The 21,331-nt window shown below is 45.1% G+C and carries 25 protein-coding genes; 1 reads left to right on the forward strand and 24 read right to left on the reverse strand.

Annotation, left to right across the window (positions count from 1 at the left end; translation table 11 throughout):
• Nucleotides 1-95: 95 nt before the first annotated feature.
• The 22 genes from MADE_RS17340 to MADE_RS17445 form a co-directional block, all read right to left on the reverse strand.
• A complete protein-coding gene (locus MADE_RS17340; RefSeq protein ID WP_012519211.1) occupies nucleotides 96-1,445 on the reverse strand; it encodes a flagellin N-terminal helical domain-containing protein in 1,350 nt (449 codons plus the stop codon).
• 280 nt (nucleotides 1,446-1,725) lie between these two features.
• The gene (gene rplQ, locus MADE_RS17345; RefSeq protein WP_012519212.1) at nucleotides 1,726-2,127 is read right to left on the reverse strand and encodes a 50S ribosomal protein L17; all 402 of its coding nucleotides are present in this window, start codon (nucleotides 2,125-2,127) and stop codon (nucleotides 1,726-1,728) included.
• 41 nt (nucleotides 2,128-2,168) lie between these two features.
• Entirely contained in the window at nucleotides 2,169-3,158 is a 990-nt protein-coding gene (locus tag MADE_RS17350) for a DNA-directed RNA polymerase subunit alpha (protein WP_039226687.1), read from the reverse strand.
• Nucleotides 3,159-3,177: 19 nt separating this feature from the next.
• On the reverse strand, nucleotides 3,178-3,798 hold the full coding sequence (gene rpsD, locus MADE_RS17355) for a 30S ribosomal protein S4 (RefSeq protein WP_012519214.1): 621 nt from the start codon (nucleotides 3,796-3,798) through the stop codon (nucleotides 3,178-3,180).
• A gap of 24 nt (nucleotides 3,799-3,822) precedes the next feature.
• The gene (rpsK, locus tag MADE_RS17360) at nucleotides 3,823-4,215 is read right to left on the reverse strand and encodes a 30S ribosomal protein S11 (RefSeq protein WP_012519215.1); all 393 of its coding nucleotides are present in this window, start codon (nucleotides 4,213-4,215) and stop codon (nucleotides 3,823-3,825) included.
• A 14-nt stretch (nucleotides 4,216-4,229) separates the two neighbouring features.
• Nucleotides 4,230-4,586 carry a 30S ribosomal protein S13 gene (rpsM, locus tag MADE_RS17365; protein WP_012519216.1) on the reverse strand — a complete coding sequence of 119 codons (357 nt, stop codon included), beginning with the start codon at nucleotides 4,584-4,586 and terminating at the stop codon, nucleotides 4,230-4,232.
• A 175-nt stretch (nucleotides 4,587-4,761) separates the two neighbouring features.
• On the reverse strand, nucleotides 4,762-4,878 hold the full coding sequence (rpmJ, locus tag MADE_RS17370) for a 50S ribosomal protein L36 (protein ID WP_012519217.1): 117 nt from the start codon (nucleotides 4,876-4,878) through the stop codon (nucleotides 4,762-4,764).
• Nucleotides 4,879-4,916: 38 nt separating this feature from the next.
• The gene (gene secY / locus MADE_RS17375; protein WP_012519218.1) at nucleotides 4,917-6,236 is read right to left on the reverse strand and encodes a preprotein translocase subunit SecY; all 1,320 of its coding nucleotides are present in this window, start codon (nucleotides 6,234-6,236) and stop codon (nucleotides 4,917-4,919) included.
• Nucleotides 6,237-6,241: 5 nt separating this feature from the next.
• Nucleotides 6,242-6,676 (reverse strand): 50S ribosomal protein L15, encoded by a 435-nt coding sequence (gene rplO, locus MADE_RS17380; protein ID WP_012519219.1) that lies wholly within the window; start codon nucleotides 6,674-6,676, stop codon nucleotides 6,242-6,244.
• Nucleotides 6,677-6,679: 3 nt separating this feature from the next.
• Nucleotides 6,680-6,859, reverse strand: coding sequence for a 50S ribosomal protein L30 (rpmD, locus tag MADE_RS17385; protein ID WP_012519220.1), 180 nt, complete (start codon nucleotides 6,857-6,859; stop codon nucleotides 6,680-6,682).
• A gap of 6 nt (nucleotides 6,860-6,865) precedes the next feature.
• Nucleotides 6,866-7,366 carry a 30S ribosomal protein S5 gene (rpsE, locus tag MADE_RS17390; protein ID WP_012519221.1) on the reverse strand — a complete coding sequence of 167 codons (501 nt, stop codon included), beginning with the start codon at nucleotides 7,364-7,366 and terminating at the stop codon, nucleotides 6,866-6,868.
• A 9-nt stretch (nucleotides 7,367-7,375) separates the two neighbouring features.
• The gene (gene rplR, locus MADE_RS17395; RefSeq protein ID WP_014950908.1) at nucleotides 7,376-7,729 is read right to left on the reverse strand and encodes a 50S ribosomal protein L18; all 354 of its coding nucleotides are present in this window, start codon (nucleotides 7,727-7,729) and stop codon (nucleotides 7,376-7,378) included.
• Between the two features lie 12 nt (nucleotides 7,730-7,741).
• Nucleotides 7,742-8,275 carry a 50S ribosomal protein L6 gene (gene rplF / locus MADE_RS17400; protein WP_012519223.1) on the reverse strand — a complete coding sequence of 178 codons (534 nt, stop codon included), beginning with the start codon at nucleotides 8,273-8,275 and terminating at the stop codon, nucleotides 7,742-7,744.
• 13 nt (nucleotides 8,276-8,288) lie between these two features.
• Nucleotides 8,289-8,681, reverse strand: coding sequence for a 30S ribosomal protein S8 (gene rpsH / locus MADE_RS17405; RefSeq protein ID WP_012519224.1), 393 nt, complete (start codon nucleotides 8,679-8,681; stop codon nucleotides 8,289-8,291).
• 13 nt (nucleotides 8,682-8,694) lie between these two features.
• Nucleotides 8,695-9,000, reverse strand: a complete 306-nt coding sequence (rpsN, locus tag MADE_RS17410; protein WP_012519225.1) for a 30S ribosomal protein S14 — start codon at nucleotides 8,998-9,000, stop codon at nucleotides 8,695-8,697.
• 12 nt (nucleotides 9,001-9,012) lie between these two features.
• Complete coding sequence (rplE, locus tag MADE_RS17415) at nucleotides 9,013-9,552, reverse strand: 50S ribosomal protein L5 (RefSeq protein WP_012519226.1); 540 nt, start codon at nucleotides 9,550-9,552, stop codon at nucleotides 9,013-9,015.
• A gap of 17 nt (nucleotides 9,553-9,569) precedes the next feature.
• A complete protein-coding gene (rplX, locus tag MADE_RS17420; RefSeq protein WP_012519227.1) occupies nucleotides 9,570-9,884 on the reverse strand; it encodes a 50S ribosomal protein L24 in 315 nt (104 codons plus the stop codon).
• Nucleotides 9,885-9,896: 12 nt separating this feature from the next.
• On the reverse strand, nucleotides 9,897-10,265 hold the full coding sequence (gene rplN, locus MADE_RS17425) for a 50S ribosomal protein L14 (RefSeq protein ID WP_012519228.1): 369 nt from the start codon (nucleotides 10,263-10,265) through the stop codon (nucleotides 9,897-9,899).
• Between the two features lie 220 nt (nucleotides 10,266-10,485).
• The gene (locus MADE_RS21010; protein WP_232363074.1) at nucleotides 10,486-11,730 is read right to left on the reverse strand and encodes an ATP-binding protein; all 1,245 of its coding nucleotides are present in this window, start codon (nucleotides 11,728-11,730) and stop codon (nucleotides 10,486-10,488) included.
• Between the two features lie 49 nt (nucleotides 11,731-11,779).
• The gene (locus MADE_RS21015) at nucleotides 11,780-12,595 is read right to left on the reverse strand and encodes a GAF domain-containing protein (protein WP_012519934.1); all 816 of its coding nucleotides are present in this window, start codon (nucleotides 12,593-12,595) and stop codon (nucleotides 11,780-11,782) included.
• A gap of 131 nt (nucleotides 12,596-12,726) precedes the next feature.
• Nucleotides 12,727-14,121, reverse strand: coding sequence for a DUF4397 domain-containing protein (locus MADE_RS17440; protein WP_012519933.1), 1,395 nt, complete (start codon nucleotides 14,119-14,121; stop codon nucleotides 12,727-12,729).
• Between the two features lie 279 nt (nucleotides 14,122-14,400).
• Nucleotides 14,401-16,071: a S8 family serine peptidase gene (locus MADE_RS17445; RefSeq protein WP_012519932.1), complete on the reverse strand. Its 1,671-nt coding sequence runs from the start codon at nucleotides 16,069-16,071 to the stop codon at nucleotides 14,401-14,403.
• Nucleotides 16,072-16,878: 807 nt separating this feature from the next.
• On the opposite strand from MADE_RS17445, the gene MADE_RS17450 reads away from it, so the two are divergent.
• Nucleotides 16,879-17,523, forward strand: a complete 645-nt coding sequence (locus tag MADE_RS17450) for an Abi family protein (protein WP_012519931.1) — start codon at nucleotides 16,879-16,881, stop codon at nucleotides 17,521-17,523.
• Between the two features lie 222 nt (nucleotides 17,524-17,745).
• Here MADE_RS17450 and rlmB read toward each other — a convergent pair whose 3' ends face one another.
• Together rlmB and rnr are read right to left on the reverse strand one after the other, a co-directional pair.
• Nucleotides 17,746-18,486, reverse strand: a complete 741-nt coding sequence (rlmB, locus tag MADE_RS17455) for a 23S rRNA (guanosine(2251)-2'-O)-methyltransferase RlmB (protein ID WP_023559941.1) — start codon at nucleotides 18,484-18,486, stop codon at nucleotides 17,746-17,748.
• Nucleotides 18,487-20,904: a ribonuclease R gene (gene rnr, locus MADE_RS17460; protein WP_012519929.1), complete on the reverse strand. Its 2,418-nt coding sequence runs from the start codon at nucleotides 20,902-20,904 to the stop codon at nucleotides 18,487-18,489.
• Nucleotides 20,905-21,331 lie beyond the last annotated feature (427 nt).

The raw sequence follows: 21,331 nt of genomic DNA on the forward strand, positions 1-21,331 counted from the left end.
TAACGTGTTCTTACGTCAAAAAGCATACGTTGATTCTACTATAAACCCTGGGGGTAAAGTATATAACGCCTACTTTGTTGAAATGAGTTATGCTTCTATCTATCACCTATAGAGCCCAACAACCCCAAAACCTGCTCATCACTGGACTTAGCCTGGACCCTTACAGAAATACTCGCTTGCTCTACGATTTGCGCCTGTGTTGATTTAGCAGTTTCTTCTGCAAAGTCAGTATCGAGAATTTGAGACCGGGCTGCCATTAGGCCTTCGTGCATACGGTCATTAAGTTTGAGAGCCGACTCCATTTGATTCATTTTGGCGCCGTAAAACGCACGACTCTCGCTAACATACGCTAGGGCATCATCTATTTGCTGTAACGAGACTTCTGCATTTTCAAAAGTTAGCACATCGCTTTCAACCATATTTAGGTCAGATAAACCCACTGGCGTTTTTGCAAGGTTAATGTAGTCCGTACCTTCGCTTAAAGAATTGGTGGCGGTAATGTCAACTGGGCCGGCTTCAAAGCTGTTTCCACCGCTTCCGGGAGAACCCAGCGTATCCCAATCTACTGTAGCATCAAATACACCTTGCCCCACTACTGAAATAATGAGTGGCTCGTTAGTGTTATCAATGGTTAGGGTTTCTGTTGTTACCCCTGGATGTTGGTCGCCTGAGAAGGTGAATGTTGTTCCGTTAATTGTGCCTGAGCCATTGGTTATTAACGAACTGCTGTCGTAGCTTGCCGTTGGGGTATACCCTTCTTGGGTTAAAAATAAAAGGCTTTTAATGTCGCTTCCCGAACCTACACCGTTAATAGACCATACATTATCTGAGAGAGGCGTACCGACCAAGTGCCTACCGCTTGTGGTAAAAACCTGAAGATCGTCATCTAGTGAAAAACTATCAATATTTATAGAGATGTTTGTAGAGCCTGCCGGAATGTAAGCAATGGAACGCAGCCCGCTATTTAGGCGCGTTGGAATGCCCTTTACAAAGGTATCACCTATGGATGATACATTATCAGACAACAAGTCGTTATCGCCTAGCAAGGGCAAACGATTGAATGCTTCCGTGTTGTAGGCAATGCCATTGAGCGCGTTTTTCAATTGCTGGAATTCTTTATCTAGTGCTCGCCTATCAGCATCTGTGTTGATGCCGTTTTGAGACTGCATCGCTAATTGCCGCATACGCTGCAATATATCGGCAGACTCTTGCAGCCCCCCTTCTGCTATTTGCGCATAGCTAATGCCGTCATTTAAGTTACGGCGAAGTTGATTTTTGGCAATGGACTCTGACGTTAAACGGTTGGAAATTTGTAAGCCAGCACTGTCATCTACAGCACTATTTATTCTAAGCCCTGAACTTAGCCGTTCATACGCTGTAGACAGCGTTTTACTAAACACTGGGTTTGATGATAGCGATTGCGTGAACGATGAAACGGTTAACATAAACTTCCTTGCTATGAAAAACTGAAATACATAAATTACGAAAAACTAGCAGAGAACAACGTTTTCAATGCACGGTTTGAATACTTACTTAAAGATTTTCTGTAAACAAAATAGCAAGCAACAAGCCAAAGTGATGAATAGACGTTTAAAAAATTAGATTTAGTTGATTGGTACAAATCAAAATGAGGTAAAGTGAAGGGACTCTGACCCCATTATTCTTTGGGCACAAAAAAAGGGGCCTGAGTTTTCACTCAGGCCCCTTTTTCTAATCGAGTATTAATTACTCTTCAGTTGCTTCTACTGCTTCTTCTTCAGCTTCTACAACTGGACGGTCAACTAGCTCAACATATGCCATTGGGGCATTGTCGCCAGCACGGAAACCGCATTTAAGAATGCGAGTGTAGCCGCCTGGACGAGCTTCGTAACGAGGACCAAGCTCGTTGAATAGTTTACCTACAACCTCTTTGTCACCAGTGCGGGCGAAAGCTAGACGGCGGTTTGCAACGCTGTCTTCTTTAGCCATAGTGATTAGAGGCTCGATTACGCGACGTAATTCTTTCGCTTTTGGTAACGTAGTTTTGATCACTTCGTGCTTGACCAAAGAACCGGCCATGTTTTTGAACATAGCTTGACGATGGCTGCTGTTGCGATTCAACTGACGACCACTCTTACGATGGCGCATAGTTTTATCCTTCTCTACAAATCAGTTTGATAAAAACCTGATTAATCTTTTTCAGCGATGCTCTCTGGCGGCCAGTTTTCTAGGCGCATACCTAGAGAAAGACCACGAGATGCTAGAACATCTTTGATTTCAGTTAGCGATTTCTTACCAAGGTTTGGCGTTTTAAGTAGCTCAACCTCAGTGCGCTGTACCAGGTCACCAATGTACTGGATAGCTTCTGCTTTCAAACAGTTTGCAGAACGTACTGTCAGCTCTAGGTCATCTACTGGACGAAGCAGAATCGGATCGAATTCTGGCTTCTCTTCTTTCGCTTCTGGCTCAGACACATCACGTAGGTCTACGAATGCATCTAGCTGTTCAGCTAGGATAGTAGCAGAACGGCGGATCGCTTCTTCAGGATCCAAAGTACCGTTCGTCTCCATGTCGATGATTAGTTTGTCTAGGTCTGTGCGTTGTTCAACACGAGCAGACTCTACACTGTAAGCAATACGTTCAACTGGGCTGTATGAAGCGTCTACTAACAAACGACCAATTGGACGATCATCTTCTTCAGAGGAGCGACGGGTAGAAGCTGGTACATAACCGCGACCCATTTCTACTTTAATGCGCATGCTGATTTCAGCTTCGCCAGTTAAAGTACAAATAACGTGGTCAGGGTTTGTAATTTCTACGTCGCCATCATGCTGAATATCACCAGCAACAACAGGGCCAGCGCCAGATTTCACTAGAGTTAGGGTTGCCTCAGTTTTACCTTCAAGGCGAACCGCTAAACCTTTAAGATTTAGCAAGATTTCAATTACGTCTTCCTGAACACCTTCTTTGGTGCTGTACTCGTGAAGAACGCCGTCAATTTCTACCTCGGTAACTGCACATCCTGGCATAGATGACAGTAAAATACGACGTAGGGCGTTACCTAGAGTATGGCCAAAGCCGCGCTCTAGTGGTTCCAAAGTTACTTTGGCACGAGTAGGAGAAACGTTTTCGATCTCAACTAATCTCGGTTTTAGGAATTCAGTCACAGAACCCACAATGCTTCCTCTTTAGTTAGCTTTACTTAGAGTAAAGTTCGACGATCAACTGTTCGTTAATTTCCGCAGACAGGTCAGTTCTTTCAGGAACGCGCTTGAAAGTGCCTTCCATTTTGCTGCTGTCTACTTCAATCCAGGTTGGCTTCTCACGTTGGTCAGCCAGTTCCAAAGCAGCCACGATACGCGCTTGCTTCTTAGCTTTTTCACGAACAGAAACCACGTCTTCGGCAGAAACGTTAAACGATGGGATGTTCACAACTTGACCATTTACCATGATCGCCTTGTGGCTAACTAGCTGACGTGCTTCAGCACGTGTGCTAGCGAAACCCATACGGTAAACTACGTTATCAAGACGCTGTTCTAAAAGCTGTAGCAAGTTTTCACCTGTGTTACCTTTTAGACGTGCAGCTTCTTTATAGTAGTTGCGGAATTGCTTTTCCAGTACGCCGTACATACGACGAACTTTTTGTTTTTCACGCAGCTGAACACCGTAGTCAGACAGACGGCCACGACGGGCACCGTGCTGACCAGGCGCTGTATCGATTTTACATTTAGAATCGATTGCGCGAACGCCGCTTTTTAGGAACAGGTCAGTTCCTTCGCGACGGCTAAGTTTGAGTTTTGGACCCAAATATCTTGCCATGATCTTTCTCCAACTGTCCGTCGATTAAACGCGACGTTTTTTCGGTGGACGACAACCGTTGTGAGGAATAGGGGTCACATCGGTAATGTTTGTGATCTTATAACCTGTAGCGTTAAGAGCACGGATCGCAGACTCACGGCCTGGACCTGGACCTTTAACGAATACTTCAAGGTTCTTAAGACCGTATTCTTGTGCAGCAACACCTGCACGCTCAGCAGCTACCTGTGCAGCAAATGGGGTAGATTTACGTGAACCACGGAAACCAGAACCACCAGATGTCGCCCATGCTAGTGCATTGCCTGAACGGTCTGTAATAGTCACAATTGTGTTGTTGAAAGACGCATGGATATGAGCCATTCCGTCTGCAACCTGACGTTTAGCGCGCTTACGCGTGCTACGAGCTGGTGCTTTAGCCATAACTTACTCCCCGTTTACTTCTTAATTGGCTTACGAGGACCTTTACGGGTACGCGCATTAGTTTTAGTGCGCTGACCACGTAGAGGCAAGCTACGACGGTGGCGAATACCACGGAAGCAACCCAGGTCCATCAAACGTTTGATGCTCATAGAGACTTCACGGCGTAAGTCACCTTCAACGGTGAATTTAGCCACTTCGTCACGAAGCTTATCAATAGTAGCTTCGTCTAGCTCTTTGATTTTTGTATTTTCTGCAACACCAGCACCCGCACAAATGCTTTTCGCACGTGTGGGACCAACGCCATAGATCGCTTGGATAGCGATTACAGCATGCTTGTGCTCAGGAATGTTAATGCCAGCGATACGGGCCATTAACAGCACTCCTCTTGTTTATTTGTCGACGACCTAAAAAGCCCGATAGGATACTTATCCGTCGACTAAATTGCAAATTTAGGTTCAAAATACTTTTAAACAAAACTAGCAGAACCTGACAAGTATAATTCAGGTTCTGCTTACTTAGCTTTGTAAATATTCTGTACCGCTTTGATTAGCCCTGACGCTGCTTATGCTTTGGGTCAGAACTGCAAATTACACGCACAACACCGTTGCGCTTGATAACTTTACAGTTACGGCAAATCTTTTTTACTGATGCACGAACTTTCATTACATCTTTCCCCTTTCTATCAATATTAAGGGGCTAACTTATCGGCCGTAGCCTTTAAGGTTAGCTTTCTTCAGCACAGACTCATATTGACTAGACATCAAATGTGTCTGTACTTGTGCCATAAAGTCCATGATAACTACTACGATAATGAGAAGCGACGTACCACCGAAGTAGAACGGCACATTCCAAGCAATTAGCATGAATTCAGGCACTAAACAAATAAAGGTTATGTACAGTGCGCCAGCCAGTGTAAGGCGAGTCATTACCTTGTCAATGTATCGTGACGTTTGCTCACCCGGGCGGATGCCTGGGATGAACGCGCCAGACTTCTTCAAGTTATCTGCTGTATCACGCGGGTTGAAAACCAACGCCGTGTAGAAGAAGCAGAAGAAGATAATCGCAGCTGCGTATAACATCACGTACAGCGGTTGACCAGGAGATAGCATAAGCGCTACATCTTGCAACCACGCTGTTGATTCATTCTGTCCGAACCATCCTGCGATGGTACCCGGGAACAGAATAATGCTAGAAGCAAAGATTGGTGGAATTACACCAGCAATGTTGACTTTCAGCGGTAAATGGGTGCTTTGCGCAGCAAAAACCTGACGGCCTTGCTGACGTTTTGCGTAGTTTACCACAATTCTGCGCTGTCCGCGCTCTACAAATACAACTAGGTATGTAAGAGCGATAACAATTGCGCCAATCAACAGTAGGAACAACAAGTTAATGTCGCCCTGCCTTGCTTGTTCCGCAGTCTGACCTATCGCTGTTGGCAGACCGGCAACAATACCAGCAAAAATCAATATAGAGATACCGTTACCAATACCTCGTTCGGTAATTTGCTCACCCAACCACATAAGGAACATAGTTCCTGTGACTAGGCTCACTACTGCCGTAAAGTAGAATCCGAAGCCAGGGTTTATCACCAATCCATTAATCAGGTTAGGCAAACCAGTCGAAATTCCAATTGATTGGAAGATAGCCAATACAAGCGTTAGATAACGCGTGTACTGACTAATTTTACGACGGCCTGCTTCGCCTTCTTTTTTAAGCTCCACCATCGGTGGGTGAACCACCGAGAGCAACTGCATGATAATGGATGCAGTAATGTATGGCATAATGCCCAAAGCCAGAACGGATGCACGCTCAAGCGCACCACCAGAGAACATGTTGAACATTTCTACAATGGTGCCTTTTTGTTGCTCGAACAAGTCAGCAAGTACCGCTGGATCGATGCCAGGGATAGGAACGTAAGAACCTAGTCTGAATACAACAATCGCACCAAGTACGAACAACAATCTTGCCTTAAGCTCACTCAAGCCGCTTTTAGCGCCTGAATCCAATCCTGGTTTAGCCATCTAGCTTATTCCTCTACTTTACCGCCAGCAGCTTCAATCGCTTCTTTAGCGCCTTTAGTAACCTTTAACCCGCTTACTGTAACAGCGCGTGAAACTTCACCGCTCTTTACAACTTTAACGAACTGGATTTCTTTCTTAACAAGTCCAGCTGCTTTTAAAGTCTCAAGAGACGCAGTATCACCATCAACCTTCGCGATTTCAGCAAGAGTTACTTGATCAGTAACAAAGCTCTTGCGTGAAGTGAAACCGAACTTAGGAAGACGACGCTGGATAGGCATCTGACCACCTTCGAATCCTGGCTTAACACGGCCACCTGAACGGCTTTTTTGACCTTTGTGACCTACGCCACCTGTTTTACCAAGACCTGAGCCGATACCACGACCAGAACGCTTACCAGTAGGCTTTGAACCTTCGGCTGGAGAAATTGTATTTAAACGCATGTCTTACTCCTCCACTATCTCAACCATGTAATGTACACGGTTGATCATGCCACGAACGGCTGGGGTATCTTCCAGTTCACGAACATGGTTGATTTTACGAAGGCCTAAACCTTTAAGCGTAGCTTTGTGCTTTGGCAGACGGCCAATTGCACTTTTAGTTTGCTTTACTTTAATCGTTGCCATGTCTGATTACCCCAAAATTTCTTCTACAGACAATCCACGCTTCGCAGCAACTTTCGCCGGGCTATTCATTTCTGTTAGCGCGTTGATTGTTGCACGTACAACGTTGATTGGGTTTGTAGAGCCGTAACATTTTGAAAGTACGTTTTGTACACCAGCTACTTCAAGTACTGCACGCATCGCACCACCGGCAATAATACCGGTACCTTCAGATGCTGGTTGCATGTAAACTTTAGAGCCAGAGTGACGACCTTTAATCGGGTGCTGTAACGTGTGACCGTTAAGGTCTACGTCAACCATGTTGCGACGTGCCTTTTCCATTGCTTTTTGGATTGCAGCAGGTACTTCACGTGCCTTACCGTAACCAAAACCAACGCGACCGTTACCGTCACCCACTACTGTCAATGCAGTGAAACTAAAGATTCGACCACCTTTAACCACTTTAGAAACGCGGTTTACAGCGATCAATTTCTCTAGAAATTCACCATTTTGAACGTCTTGTTTAGCCATTATAAACTCCTAGAACTGAAGACCAGCTTCGCGAGCTGCATCAGCTAATGCTTTAACGCGACCGTGGTATTGGAAACCACTGCGATCGAAAGCCACTGTTTTAATGCCTTTCTCAAGCGCGCGCTCTGCGATTGCTTTACCGACTACCGTCGCTGCTTCAGCGTTACCTGTAGACTTAAGATCTTTTGCAAGATCTTTCTCAACAGTTGAAGCCGCTGCCAACACTTCAGAACCGCATGGTGCGATTAGCTGAGCGTAGATGTGGCGAGGTGTACGGTTTACTACCAAGCGATGCGCGGCCAGTTCACGAATTTTTGCTCGTGCGCGAGTTGCGCGACGAATGCGAGCTGTTTTCTTATCCATCGTATCACCCACCTACTTTTTCTTAGCTTCTTTACGACGTACGTTTTCGTCAGCATAACGTACACCTTTGCCTTTGTAAGGCTCTGGTGGACGGTAACCGCGAATGTTCGCCGCAACCTGACCAACCACCTGCTTATCGGCGCCTTTCACGACGATTTCAGTTTGGCTAGGAGTTTCAACCGTAATGCCTTCAGGCATTTCGTATACTACAGGATGAGAGAAACCTAGCGTAAGGTTAAGTTTGCTACCTTGTGCTTGTGCACGGTAACCAACACCTAGAAGCGTAAGTTTTTTCTCGAAACCTTGTGAAACACCTTGAACCATTGCATTTAGGATAGAGCGAACAGTACCAGCCTGTGCCCAGCTATCAGCAAAACCTTCACGTGGAAGTGCTTTAAGTTGGTTCTCTTCCTGTGCAACTTCTACAGCGTCGTTAAATACGCGGGTCAAAGTGCCTTTACTACCTTTTACAGTAACTTCTTGACCAGAGATAGAAACTTCTACACCTGATACAACGTCTACTGGGGCTTTTGCTATACGTGACATTTCAACTCCTCCGTTATGCTACATAACCGATGATCTCACCGCCCATGCCAGCGTTACGCGCTGCACGGTCAGTCATCACACCTTTAGAAGTCGACACGATAGCTACGCCTAAACCACCCATAACCTTTGGAAGCTCATCTTTTTTCTTATAGATGCGCAGACCAGGACGGCTTACACGTTCGATAGTGTCAATTACTTGCTTGCCTTCGAAGTACTTAAGCGTAACTTCTAAAACAGGCTTAACGTCACCAGAAGCAGCGAAGTCAGTGATATAACCTTCTGCTTTCAATACTTCACAAATTGCAACGCGAAGTTTTGAAGAAGGCATAGTCACAGAAACTTTCTGTGCCATCTGGCCGTTACGGATGCGGGTAAACATATCCGCGATAGGATCTTGCATGCTCATTATCAGCTACTCCTTACCAGCTGGCTTTCTTAAGGCCAGGGACTTCACCGCGCATCGCTGCTTCGCGAAGCTTAATACGGCTAAGACCGAATTTGCGTAGGTAACCATGTGGACGACCAGTTACACGGCAACGGTTACGTTGACGTGAAGAACTAGAGTCACGTGGCAGTTGTTGTAGCTTCAGAACAGCGTCCCAACGCTCTTCTTCAGAAACGTTAACATCGCTGATAATCGCTTTAAGTGCGGCGCGCTTCTCAGCGTACTTAGCTACTAGCTTAGTACGCTTAGCTTCGCGTGCCTTCATTGATTCTTTTGCCATAACCCTACACCCCTACTTTTTGAATGGGAAGTTAAACGCGTCCAGCAGAGCACGTGCTTCGTCATTAGTATTCGCACTGGTAGTGATAGTAATATCCATACCGCGAACCTTATCCACTTTATCGAAATCGATTTCAGGGAAAATGATTTGCTCACGCACGCCCATGCTGTAGTTACCACGTCCGTCGAATGATTTAGGATTCAAACCACGGAAATCGCGAACACGTGGAATAGCGATTGAAATCAAACGCTCAAGGAACTCCCACATACGCTCGCCGCGTAGGGTTACTTTACAGCCAATCGGATAACCTTCACGGATTTTAAAACCCGCTACTGATTTTCTTGCAACTGTGACTACAGGCTTCTGACCGGCGATAGCCGTCATGTCAGCTTGAGCATTCTCAAGTACCTTTTTGTCAGCAACTGCTTCACCTAAACCCATGTTTAGAGTGATTTTTTCAATCCGAGGGACTTGCATGACGCTTTTGTATCCGAACTGCTTAGCAAGTTCAGCTACTACTGTTTCTTTATAGAAATCATGCAGTTTCGCCATCGTACTCTCCAATATAATTAAACAAGTTCGCCGTTAGACTTGAAGAAACGTACTTTCTTCTCATCTTCGAAACGGAAACCAACGCGATCTGCTTTGCCCGTTGCCGGGTTAACAATCGCAACATTAGAAACGTGAATAGAAGCTTCTTTCTCAACAATGCCACCAGCTACGCCCAGTTGTGGGTTTGGCTTAGTGTGCTTCTTGACGAGATTAACGCCTTCTACAATTACACGGTTATCAGCAATAAGCACGCGAAGAACTTTGCCTTGCTTGCCTTTGTCTTTACCCGCTAATACGACTACTTCATCATCACGACGAATTTTATTAGCCATTATCGTGACTCCTTATAGTACCTCTGGGGCCAATGAGATGATTTTCATGAAGTTTTCACTTCTCAACTCACGGGTAACCGGGCCAAAGATACGCGTACCAATTGGTTGCTTGTTAGCATTAAGCATAACAGCCGCGTTACCGTCAAAACGGATGGTAGAACCATCTGCACGACGAACGCCTTTTCTAGTACGCACCACCACTGCGTTCAGTACGTCACCTTTTTTAACTTTACCGCGAGGAATTGCTTCCTTAACAGTAACTTTGATGATGTCACCGATACCTGCATAACGGCGATGCGAGCCACCAAGAACCTTAATACACTGAACCCTGCGAGCGCCGCTGTTGTCTGCAACGTCCAGGTTAGTTTGCATTTGGATCATGTTAGTGCTCCGCTCTTAAATTAAGACTCTCCCGAGTCGTTAGTGCTGCTAAAAACAACTGGATATCGTTGCTTTTATGTACATACCCCCATAAAAAGGGCGCGAAATAATAACAGAAAACTTTGGGAAGTGATAGCGGTAAATTGAATTATTTTTAAACTATGTGAGCAATAAAAAAGCCCCGACTAAAAGCCGGGGCTGATAACCACGTCATAGGTTATCAAGCAGGATCTTTTAATACGGTTGTACGACCTTGTAATTGCTTACTCAAATGCCTGAAAACGCACTCTTTCAACCGACTTACACCAACAGGCTTAGGTATGAAGTCATTCATACCACTTTTCAAGCATTTTTCTTTATCGCCGGTTAATACATTTGCGGTTAAAGCAATTATCGGCACGTCTTTAGTTTGTTTACCCAAGGCACGAATTTTTTGTGTCGCTTCTAGCCCGCCCATCACCGGCATATGGCAGTCCATAAAAATCATTGCGTAGGGCGTTTTCTCGGCCAGTGAATGTTTTACTTTATCCACGGCCTCTACACCATTAACTGCGACCTCACTGGGCAGCCCCACTTCCCTAAGCTGCTCTTTAATCACGAGCTGATTGATTTCGTTATCTTCCACAACTAGGGCTTTTAACGTGCTTAATTCTTGTCGTGTAGGCGTATACGAGTAATCATGCCCACATGCTTTTTCAGCAATAGCACCTGCGTTCGCGTCATCAAGCGTTAATGTCACTGTAAACCGCGCACCAATGCCAATATTACTCGACACCTCTATTTTTCCGCCGTAATGCTCAACAATCTGCTTAACGATAGTAAGCCCCAAGCCTGTACCGCCGTAGCGTCTTTGCATAGAGTTTTCAGCTTGCATAAAGGGGGAAAAGATAATTTTTTGCTGCTGCTCGCTAATGCCAATGCCTGAATCTGTCACAATTAACTTAACTCGGTATCGACCTTTTCCATAACGGGTGCATTTGGTATCGACGGTGATTTTTCCTTCCTTGGTAAACTTTATTGCATTATTGAGCAAGTTGATAAGGATCTGACCTATACGCAGTTTGTCTGCAATAAAGGTTTTACTATTGAGCGCAGTAGTACTGATAATGAGTTCAAGGCCTTTTTCTTTCGCCAATCGCGAAAACATAGGAACCTGCTCTTCAATCACCTCCGCTAAATTAGTAGGTGCTTCTTCAAATGAAATATTTCCTGAATCTATTTTAGAGAAGTCCAATATGTCGTTAACAATACCTAGAAGCGCATCAGCGCTTTGCATGGCAATAGACGCAAGCTCGTGTTGCTTAGAGTTCAACGATGAGCTCAACAAGGCTTCCAGCATCCCCTGCACACCGTGAATGGGCGTTCTTATTTCATGGCTCATATTAGCTAAAAATTCACTACGAGCCTTTAAGGCGCTTTCCGCCATATTGGTTTTGTGCTGCAACTCTGCTTTATCTAGATGCATTTGCGTGACATCAAGGGTGGCACCTATTACTTTAACGCAGCGCCCCCCTTCAAATACCGGGATGAGCTCGACTCTCTAACCAGCGGGTTTCGCCAGTGTCTGTGCGCACCTCTAATTCGTACGCAAAGTCTTCGTCAGACTTCATCATTTGTGTGAATTGCTCTAAGTAAATCTTGCGCTGTGTATCGTCTACAATGAATTTGGTGATATCTTCGGGCTTCAGAATTTTATCACCATGAACGTGCAGCATACGTCTTAGCGCGCCAGACCAGGTTATCGCCCGTGTTTCTACATTAAGTTCCCACGTGCCAACGCCCGCTAGGTTCGCTACTTGATTGAGTAATGAGTTTCGCTCTGTCAGCACCGCTTTTTGTGCATTAAGATTATTGAGAGCCTGCTGCCTTTCAAGTTCGTTTCCAACCCATGATGCAAGCAACAGCAAATAGTCTAGCTCTAAATTGGAAAAAGGTGCTTCCCTTGGGTCAAGCGAAGAGAAGTTAACCGTGCCGAAAAACGCACCAGAAACATAAATAGGCGACGCCAAATAACTTTTAAGCGTGTATTTTTCGAAACAAGGGTGGGAAGCACCCGGCGAGACATCAATATTATGATAAGCAATGAATGAATTCGATTTTACAACATCAGCACAGTAGGTTTCAGTTAAGCTGAAAAGAGAATCTACCTGAATGTTGTTTTCTGGTGTTACCACGCTAAGCACGCTGTATTGTTCGCCGCGTATATTACTTACAATCCCTGTTTCTAACCCGAGAATTTCCGTGCCCATGCGCAGCAAGCTCTCGAGTTTTTTATCTAACGACAATGAATGGTCATTAGATATTGTTTGTAGTTCTTTTATGATACTCATGAGGAATAATGCCTTCCCGGACTGCAATAAAAAAGGCCAGTGCGTTAACACTGACCTTTTAAATTTACGAAAGATTTCTGGAGATGAAAGTTTTCGCCCTTATCAATTAGTATAATAAATAAACTAATCTATTAATAAAGCACGTTAATTTCATATCCCGTAGGCGTATCTGCTGGCTCTACGGTTACGATGTAGTTCTCTTCTTCGGTAAAACCGAACAGTGCTGTTCTATCAAGTAACACTTGCTCTTCATTATCGTCTTCGTAAACCGCAATCACTTCATAATAGTCAGAGGGAAGCACTTCACTTGTGCTCTCGGCGAACTCGAGGTTTTGCACATCGTATTCAGCGGTATCTATGGTTTCGTCGTTTCTTACTAAATAAAAATCGACGTCATCAAAATCGCTCACAAGGTTGATAAAGTTTACGGTTTTATCGTACGCCTGAGGTAAGCCACTTTCCACGAAGGTTGCCGCCCCTAATACATTGTTAGTGTTGTAAATTAGCACCGCTTTACTTTCGCCTTGATTAAGGGTGATAAGTTTATTGCTAAGCGCAGTAACCGCGCCTGATGGATCAGTAACTGTTACGCGGTAGTCACCATAGCGAATAGCGCTGAACTCCGATAACTCGCCTGCGGCAAGGGTAAAGCTTACATCTTCTTCATCGGTATTGCCGCCAAAGGTAACGCTAAGCTCAGCATCTAGGTTGGTTGAGTTATAAATACGATACTGCGAATCGGCCTCAACATCTGTAAGTGCAGTAACGGTAGAAGAGTTAAGAATAGTGTCTACCACTAACCCTTCTTGAATTGCTCCACTTACATCGCGAAGGCTCATTACGTATTCGGTTTCGTATACAAAGTCTAGGGTTTGCGATTCAAATACAACCTCGTCGCTACCTAGCTCTGTAAGATAAATGGTGTACTCGCCTTCATCGAAATAGTCGCTGTCATCGTCTGCATCCCAGTAGTTTAACTCGGTCATATCGCCTGTTGTTACTGTGCCTAAGAAGTTGGCTGCTTCAAACGGGTCGCCCGACTCACTCATATAAAAATCATAGGATGAGTCATCCACCGCAACTGAAAGCGCAAATAGTCGGAAGTGATCTTCCATTGTTTCGCGCTCATACGAGTAAACGTTGAAAGTAGGGGCATTAAAATCACCGCTCATCACCACAATGGTTTTGTGGCCTACTTCGAGGTCTACGGTAATCTCATCAATATACACTTCTTGATCATCAGAGTCGGTGCGTATGAATTCTAGTTCTAGCTCACCATCATCCATTGAAAACATAGACGTTGTATCACCAAACTGGGCCGAGCCGAAGCTATCGCCATCAACTTCACGCATTTCTACGTTAGCACCATTTGGCGAGGCATTGTAAAACTGAATGTAAGCGTAGGAGTAATCTGAACTGCTGCTGTCAGAGCCACCACATGCGGTGAGCCCAAGCAGTGCTACAAGTCCTATTGCTACTGCGCGGAACCCAGTCCCACTAAGCAAAGATTGAGAGGTCAATTGCATAAATTGAATGTCCTTAGAAATTGTTCTTTTGTTGGATAAACGCCTGCGTTTAAGCAAATAGGCACACGTTGGGAGTGCTTTACAGGGCACGCACAATACAATGATATGGCTAAGTTAGAAGGGGTTAGTTCGGGGCTTTACACTATCTTTGCAAAGCTGACCATTCTTTATCAAAGCTTTACAATTTGATGCATAAAAAGGTTGTATTCGTAATTTAGACGGGGCGAAAAAAAGCCTGCATAAGCAGGCTTTAACTGTGTCTTAGGGAGACGGGATTACTTACTCATATGAGTATGATAGTGTCACACCGCTGTATGACGAATAAGCGCGAATACCAATGTGCCATGTGCCTGACGCTGGCGCGTCGAATGTACATACTTCGCTGTTGCCATTTTGATAAGGACGACAATCATAGCTATTCGTTTCTGGCTGTGAGCCAAACTTCACGTATAGATCGGCATCGCCTGAACCACCAGAGGTACGAATAGTCATCTGCGTTACACCTTCAGGAATCGTCCAAGTGTAGCGGTCCCAGTTTCTGCGCGTACCTGAAAGGCCGGTTAGCTGACCTGATACTGGTTCTACGCCAGGCTCAGAGCCGCCACCGCCACCAGTACCGCCACCGGCACAACCGTTGGTGTTAAGGTAGTTGTAGGCATCAGCAAGCTGCATTAAGCCATAACCGTAGAAGTTATCACGACCCGCACTGCCTTTATCTTCTGCCGTTGCATTAAGTGCACTACGAATTTGGTTGTTTGAACACTGCGGGAAGTAGCTCCATACTAGTGCTGCACCACCAGCTACGTGTGGCGTTGCCATTGATGTACCGCTTAAAGAAGCATAGGTGTTAGTAGGGTATGTCGACTGGACCGCACTGCCCGGTGCCGCAATTTCCACTTGGTCGTTATATTGGCTGTAGCTTGCACGATTTTCATTTGAGTCTACCGCCGCTACCGACATAACTGCATCGTAAGACGCTGGGTATGATTTTGCACTATTGCCGTCGTTACCCGCCGCAGCCACTAGCAACATGCCTGCATCGGTAAAGCTTTGCATTGCATTGCGCTCGGTGGTTGAAGAGCTGCCGCCACCTAAGCTCATGTTAACCACATTTGAGCCTGCATCCTGACACTGGGTAATGGCATCGATAAGGTCAGAGGCATAGGTCCACTGACCATTATCGTTAAAAATCTTAACGATGTGCATGTTAACACCCGGGTATACACCTACCACACCTTCGTTATTATCGTATGCTGCAATGGTGCCCGCTACGTGGGTACCGTGACCGTTACCATCGTTGTACCAGTTACCTACGGCACTATTGTTTGCCTGACCTGTTACACCATCGTTTGTGCCCGGAAGGTCTGGGTGACCTAGATTATAGCCAGTATCGATAATACATACTTTGCGCGCCGTGGTATCTGACTGGCCGAACTGGTTTGCCTGTACCATGGTGTAGCCGTAAGGCGTAGTTTGCGCCATAGGCTTACGACGTACGTCAACCTCAATACTTTCTACGTTAGGATTGTTGCGAAGCTTGTTGAGCGCCGACTTACTCATGGTCGCCGCTACCATTTTGTGCTTTTTAAGCTCTTTTTTGATAGCGCCGCCGGCTTTGCGAACCTCTGACTTTGCAGATGCGATATCGAAAGGCTTTTTACCTTTTACTTTGGCACTTGAGATTTGACCTTTACCTTTTAATGCACTCACCTCAACCGTTTCGCTTACCATTTCGTCTTTGAACTTAATGATGTAGCGCTGTTGTTCGGTAGTTACCAAACGGTCAACCGTTAGACGTTTGCCTATTGCTTGCTTCAAAGATTGAGGTTTTTCTTTCACTTTTACCAGCCCTTCGCCGGCAGCCATTGCAGAATTACCCATTAAGCCAAGTGATACAGCTAGTGCAGCTGCAGTTAGACATGTGTGTTTCTTATTAAACTTTGAGTTCAAAATTTATTTCCTGTTTTATCTGTCTTATTAACTTCAGCACTTTTTTGTCCCGTGCTTTTGAAGCTATTTGTTATTAAATGACATACAGGTATAACCATTACCTCATACGAAAAGCTCATCCATGACAACCGACGCAACTGCGTTGCAACGACCTACCCGTTTGTCAGGTGTGTAGATAGCGAGTAATACCTCGCGAATCTACTGAGCTCATATTAGGCGGCTAATCAATGAGTTGAGTATATAACCTCAACCTTGATGAGTATTTTTCATACCTTTTACGATACGTTGAAACACCAACAATTACGATGCAAGCCGCCATAGCTGTGCGCTATGAGCACATTCATGTTAGGAATAAAAATTCATAATTAACATTTATTTTACAATTTGAAATGTAACAAAATATTAATCACCTGTTTAGCTTTTTTTATTAAACGAATCCAGCAGTGATTTGTAGATTTCTTGGTCTGGTTTTATTTAATTGGCTGAGCCATTAAGCAATGCAATATTTCAAGACTGGTTAGTAGATATTTTATTTAGTTTGGCGTTGACGAGAGGAAGTTGCTGTGCGCTCGGGCATGAGGTTTAGATACTTATCACCCAGCGGCAATGCAATGGCGGTGTAAAAAAGATCACTACTTAAAAGATAATATGCTAATTTATAAATGAAAAAGCCCACGCTATAAGCGTAGGCTCGTTCGAGTCTTATGTCTTTGGTGGGCTGCTTAAGCAGGGATATCCAAAGCTCTCGTTTGAGATCGTAAGTAATCGAACACCAATTGTCAAATGGTTAATTAAAGGGAATGATTTGTGCCGTACCAGTCTATAGAAAATACGTTGTCTCTGAGCCGATTAACAACGTTTAGAAATGCGGTAGTAAAAAAAATAGGAAATGACTGCACTGCTACAACTCTTAAGCTCTACGAATGGAACGCACAGCTTTCTTCCGTGATGTTCTTCCCGCTTCACATATATGAAGTCGTTTTAAGGAATGCGGTTTCTGAGGCTATATCAATGCGCTACGGCAATGACTGGCCAACAAACGTCGTATTCCAAAATTCATTGCCCTACAAAGACAAGCAAGACTTAGTACGACTAACTCAAGATTATCAAGGTGTAGGTAAACTTTTGCCAGAGCTGAAACTGAGTTGGTATGAAAACATGCTGGCAAAAAGACATGAGGGGCGTATTTGGAAGCCTTTTATCAAACAAGTCTTTCCCAACTCAACGGAAAATACAGTATCTACCATTCGAAACACACTGAAAAACGGTTGCGACATAATCAGGAAGCAACGCAATAGAATTGCTCACCATGAGCCTATTTTTAATCAGCCTACATTAACCCAGCTACTGCCGTTAATTGAAGAAGCCGTGTCATGGCGATGCAAGAAAACCGTCGCTTGGCTTAGAGCTCAAGAAAAAGCGACAGAACTACTAAACAACCCTATTTTTTAATATAAATACTCGTGATAGCAACGGATTGCTACTAACTTATTGCTTGGCAACCATATGCAACGGTTGACGCAACCAAAAGTGCTATTTCAGACAACCAAGCACAGTTTGCATAGATTAAGTAAATATTCTAAAAAGAAAAAAGGCGCTCAACAATCTTTCTGCGTGCCTTTAACATTTCTTGTTTTGGAAGCTCTCGCGTCGCGTTCAAACGCTTAGGGAGCATTACAAACCACGCTGTCTCACTATCTCGTATAGGCAAACGCCTGTTGCTACCGACACATTAAGGCTTGTTACGCTGCCTGCCATAGGCAACTTAACCAGTTCGTCGCAGGTTTCTTTTGTTAATCGACGCATACCTTTACCTTCTGCCCCCATAACAAGCGCAGTCGAGCCTTTTAAGTCTACATCGTACAAGGTTTTGTCGGTCTCACCCGCTGTGCCCACAATCCATAGCCCCTTATCTTGAAGGTGCTTCAAGGTTCTGGCCAGGTTCGTGATTTGAATAAGTGGAACCACTTCAGCTGCACCACAGGCCACTTTTCTTACTGTGCCGTTTAGACTTGCTGATTTATCTTTCGGTACTACTACCGCGTGCACCCCTGCTCCATCTGCAGTACGCAGGCACGCACCTAGATTATGCGGGTCGGTAACACCGTCTAGTACCAAGATTAAAGGCTGCGCTTCGCTTTCTAAAATTTTGTCTAAGTCAGCTTCATCTAGCACGCGGGCTGGTTTCGCTCTTGCTACCACGCCTTGGTGTTGCTCACCGCTTACTTTGTCATCTAGCGCTTTGCGCTGGCTAAACTGAACAGAGATACCAAAACGGCGGGCTTGGTTAACAATGTTGGTCAAGCGGTCATCGTTCCGACCTTTTAAAACCCACACTTCCATTACACGCTCTGGCTCTTTTTCGAGTACCGACTGCATAGCATGTAAACCGTATAACCATTCTTGCTGCGCCATTTAACGCTTACCTCTTTTATTCAATGACAATGTTTTGCCGCTGTTGCTACTTTTTGCGCTACCGCGACTTGACGACTTTCCACCGCTACGACTGGGCGAATTTGAACCACCTTTGCCTTTGCTCCCCTTCTTATCAGAACGGGAGTCTTTACCAGAGCGGGGTTTATTATCAAAGCGAGTAGGTTTGTCTGAAGACTTTTTAACTGTCTTCACTTTTACCTTCTTACCTTTAGTGCTGCGCAGCATAGACTTATCGAGTAATAAATCAATCTTTCTTTCATCAAGGTTTACTGCCGCAACGGTTACCTCGACTGTGTCGCCCAGTCTGAACTGACGATGGCCCGACTCACCTACCAACGCTTGTTTCACATCATCATAGTGATAATAGTCGTCATCGAGTGACGTAATATGCACTAACCCGTCGATATGGTATTCCGTTAAGCGAATGAATAAACCGAAATTAGTGACCGAGCTGACTACCCCTTCAAAAGTGTCACCTACGTGATCTAACATAAACTCGCACTTGAGCCAGTCGGCCACATCGCGGGTAGCATCATCAGCGCGGCGTTCTGTCATTGAACACTGTTCACCAAGCTGCTCAATTTCCTCTACTGTGTAGTTTTTAGCACCGCTTACCGCTTTTTTACCCTGCTGTTTAGCAATAATGCCTTTTAATGCACGGTGTACCACTAAATCAGGGTAACGACGGATAGGTGATGTAAAGTGCGCGTAAGCTTCTAACGCCAAGCCAAAGTGCCCTACGTTTTCGCCATCGTAAACCGCTTGTTTCATCGAGCGTAGCAGCATGGTTTGAATAAGCTCTTCGTCTACTCGACCACGGGTTTTAAGCACCACGTCGGTAAATGCGGCTGGCTCGGCATCTTCTACAATGGCATGAGGGATACCAATTTCACTTAAGTAGCTGGTAAAAGCGGTAAGCCTGTCGGCGTCTGGTTTGTCGTGCACACGATATAGCGCTGGCGCCTCATGCTTTTCAAGCGTAAGAGCCGCACTCACGTTTGCCATGATCATGCACTCTTCAATAAGCTTGTGCGCGTCGTTACGCACCAGCGGCACAATATTTTCAATCTTGCGCTGGGCATTGAATACAAACTTCACTTCTTGGGTTTCAAACTCAATAGCCCCGCGTTTGGCTCGGGCTTTTTTAAGCGCGCGATAAAGATCATGCAAATTGCGAAGGTGTGGGACATGAGGCTCGTAACGCTGATGTAGCTCTTTGTCGCCTTGTAATATGCCCCACACCTTGTTGTAGGTAAGACGGGCATGAGAGTTCATCACTGCTTCATAGAACTGAAACTCTTCTAGCTTCCCTTGGGCGCTGATCGTCATTTCACACACCATACAAAGCCGGTCGACTTCAGGGTTCAGTGAACACAGTCCATTCGACAACACCTCAGGTAACATAGGGATAACTTGGTCGGGGAAATACACTGAGTTTCCGCGCTGTTGCGCTTCATCATCAAGGGCAGAGCCCGTTCTTACGTAATGGCTTACATCCGCAATGGCTACCCAGAGCTGCCAGCCGCCATCGTCTAGCGGTTCACAATATACTGCGTCATCGAAGTCGCGGGCGTCTTCACCATCAATGGTAACAAGGGGAAGTTGGCGCAAGTCGATGCGGCCTTCTTTGGCTTCATCGGGCACCTGATCGGTAAGCTTTTCCACTTGTTTGGTTACGCCATTTGGCCACTGGTGCGGAATGTCAAACGTGCGAAGTGCCATTTCTATTTCCATACCTGGCGCCATATGCTCACCGAGTACTTCAACAATTTTTCCCACGGGGTTCATTTTACGGCGGGGGCGTTGGGAGAGTTCTACTACAACCACCTGCCCCATGCGCGCACCGTTGGTACTTTCTGGTGGAATAACAATTTCATGCTGAAGGCGGCTATCATCTGGCACAACCATGCCAAAACCTTGCTCTACGAAATAGCGCCCGACTATTGGCTCGCTTCTTGGCTCAATAACTTGGGTAATAAAGGCTTCTTTTCTACCGCGACGGTCGGTGCCGCTAATGCGCGCTTCAACCACGTCATCGTGTAAAAACAAATTCATTTGCCCAGCACTGATAAATAAGTCACCACTTTTATCTTCAGGACGCAGAAAGCCGTAACCATCTCGGTGGCCAATAATGCGGCCTTTTATGATTTCATCACGGTTTTGAAGTATGTATTTTTTCTGTTTGGTGAACTGTACTTGCCCTTCGCGCTCCATGGCGCGTAAGCGGCGCTGTATACCTATTCGGGCTTCTTCGTCGAACGCGTTCACCAAGTTACAAATATCAAGAAACGACAAAGGCTTGTCGTGTTCTTTTAGTAAACTCATTAAATATTCGCGGCTTGCTACCGGGTTGTCGTACTTCTCTTTCTCGCGCTGATAATGCGGATCGTCACTCATGTATTTATAAATTACCTTTTATTTTGTTTACTCAGTAAGCCTTAACCTGCCGCTGACGGGCGTTGCTCTGCTAGTTAATATTCAAACAACTCGTCGTCTGACATCTCAACTAACGTGCTCCTAAAGCTTACTTTATTTGTTCAAGACTTTTTTATTGTGGTACGCCTTAAAAAATACGTACAAGAAATTTTGATTCATAGATTGTTAGACACACTTACCAAATTTGGTTCATGTGGTTATTTGCTGCACAGTATAACAGTATTTACGGTAAAACATTGGGAGTAATTAAGGCGTGCTGAATTTTGCGGTTTATTGTAATGCAAGCGAAGTTATTACCGTGCTAGGCAATATCTTTTCTTCAATGTCTATAAGCTAATAAGGTTAAAGGGCGCAAGCTCACGTAAGTTATACATACACAGTATAAAAG

The organism is Alteromonas mediterranea DE (assembly GCF_000020585.3).
Classification (GTDB): domain Bacteria; phylum Pseudomonadota; class Gammaproteobacteria; order Enterobacterales; family Alteromonadaceae; genus Alteromonas; species Alteromonas mediterranea.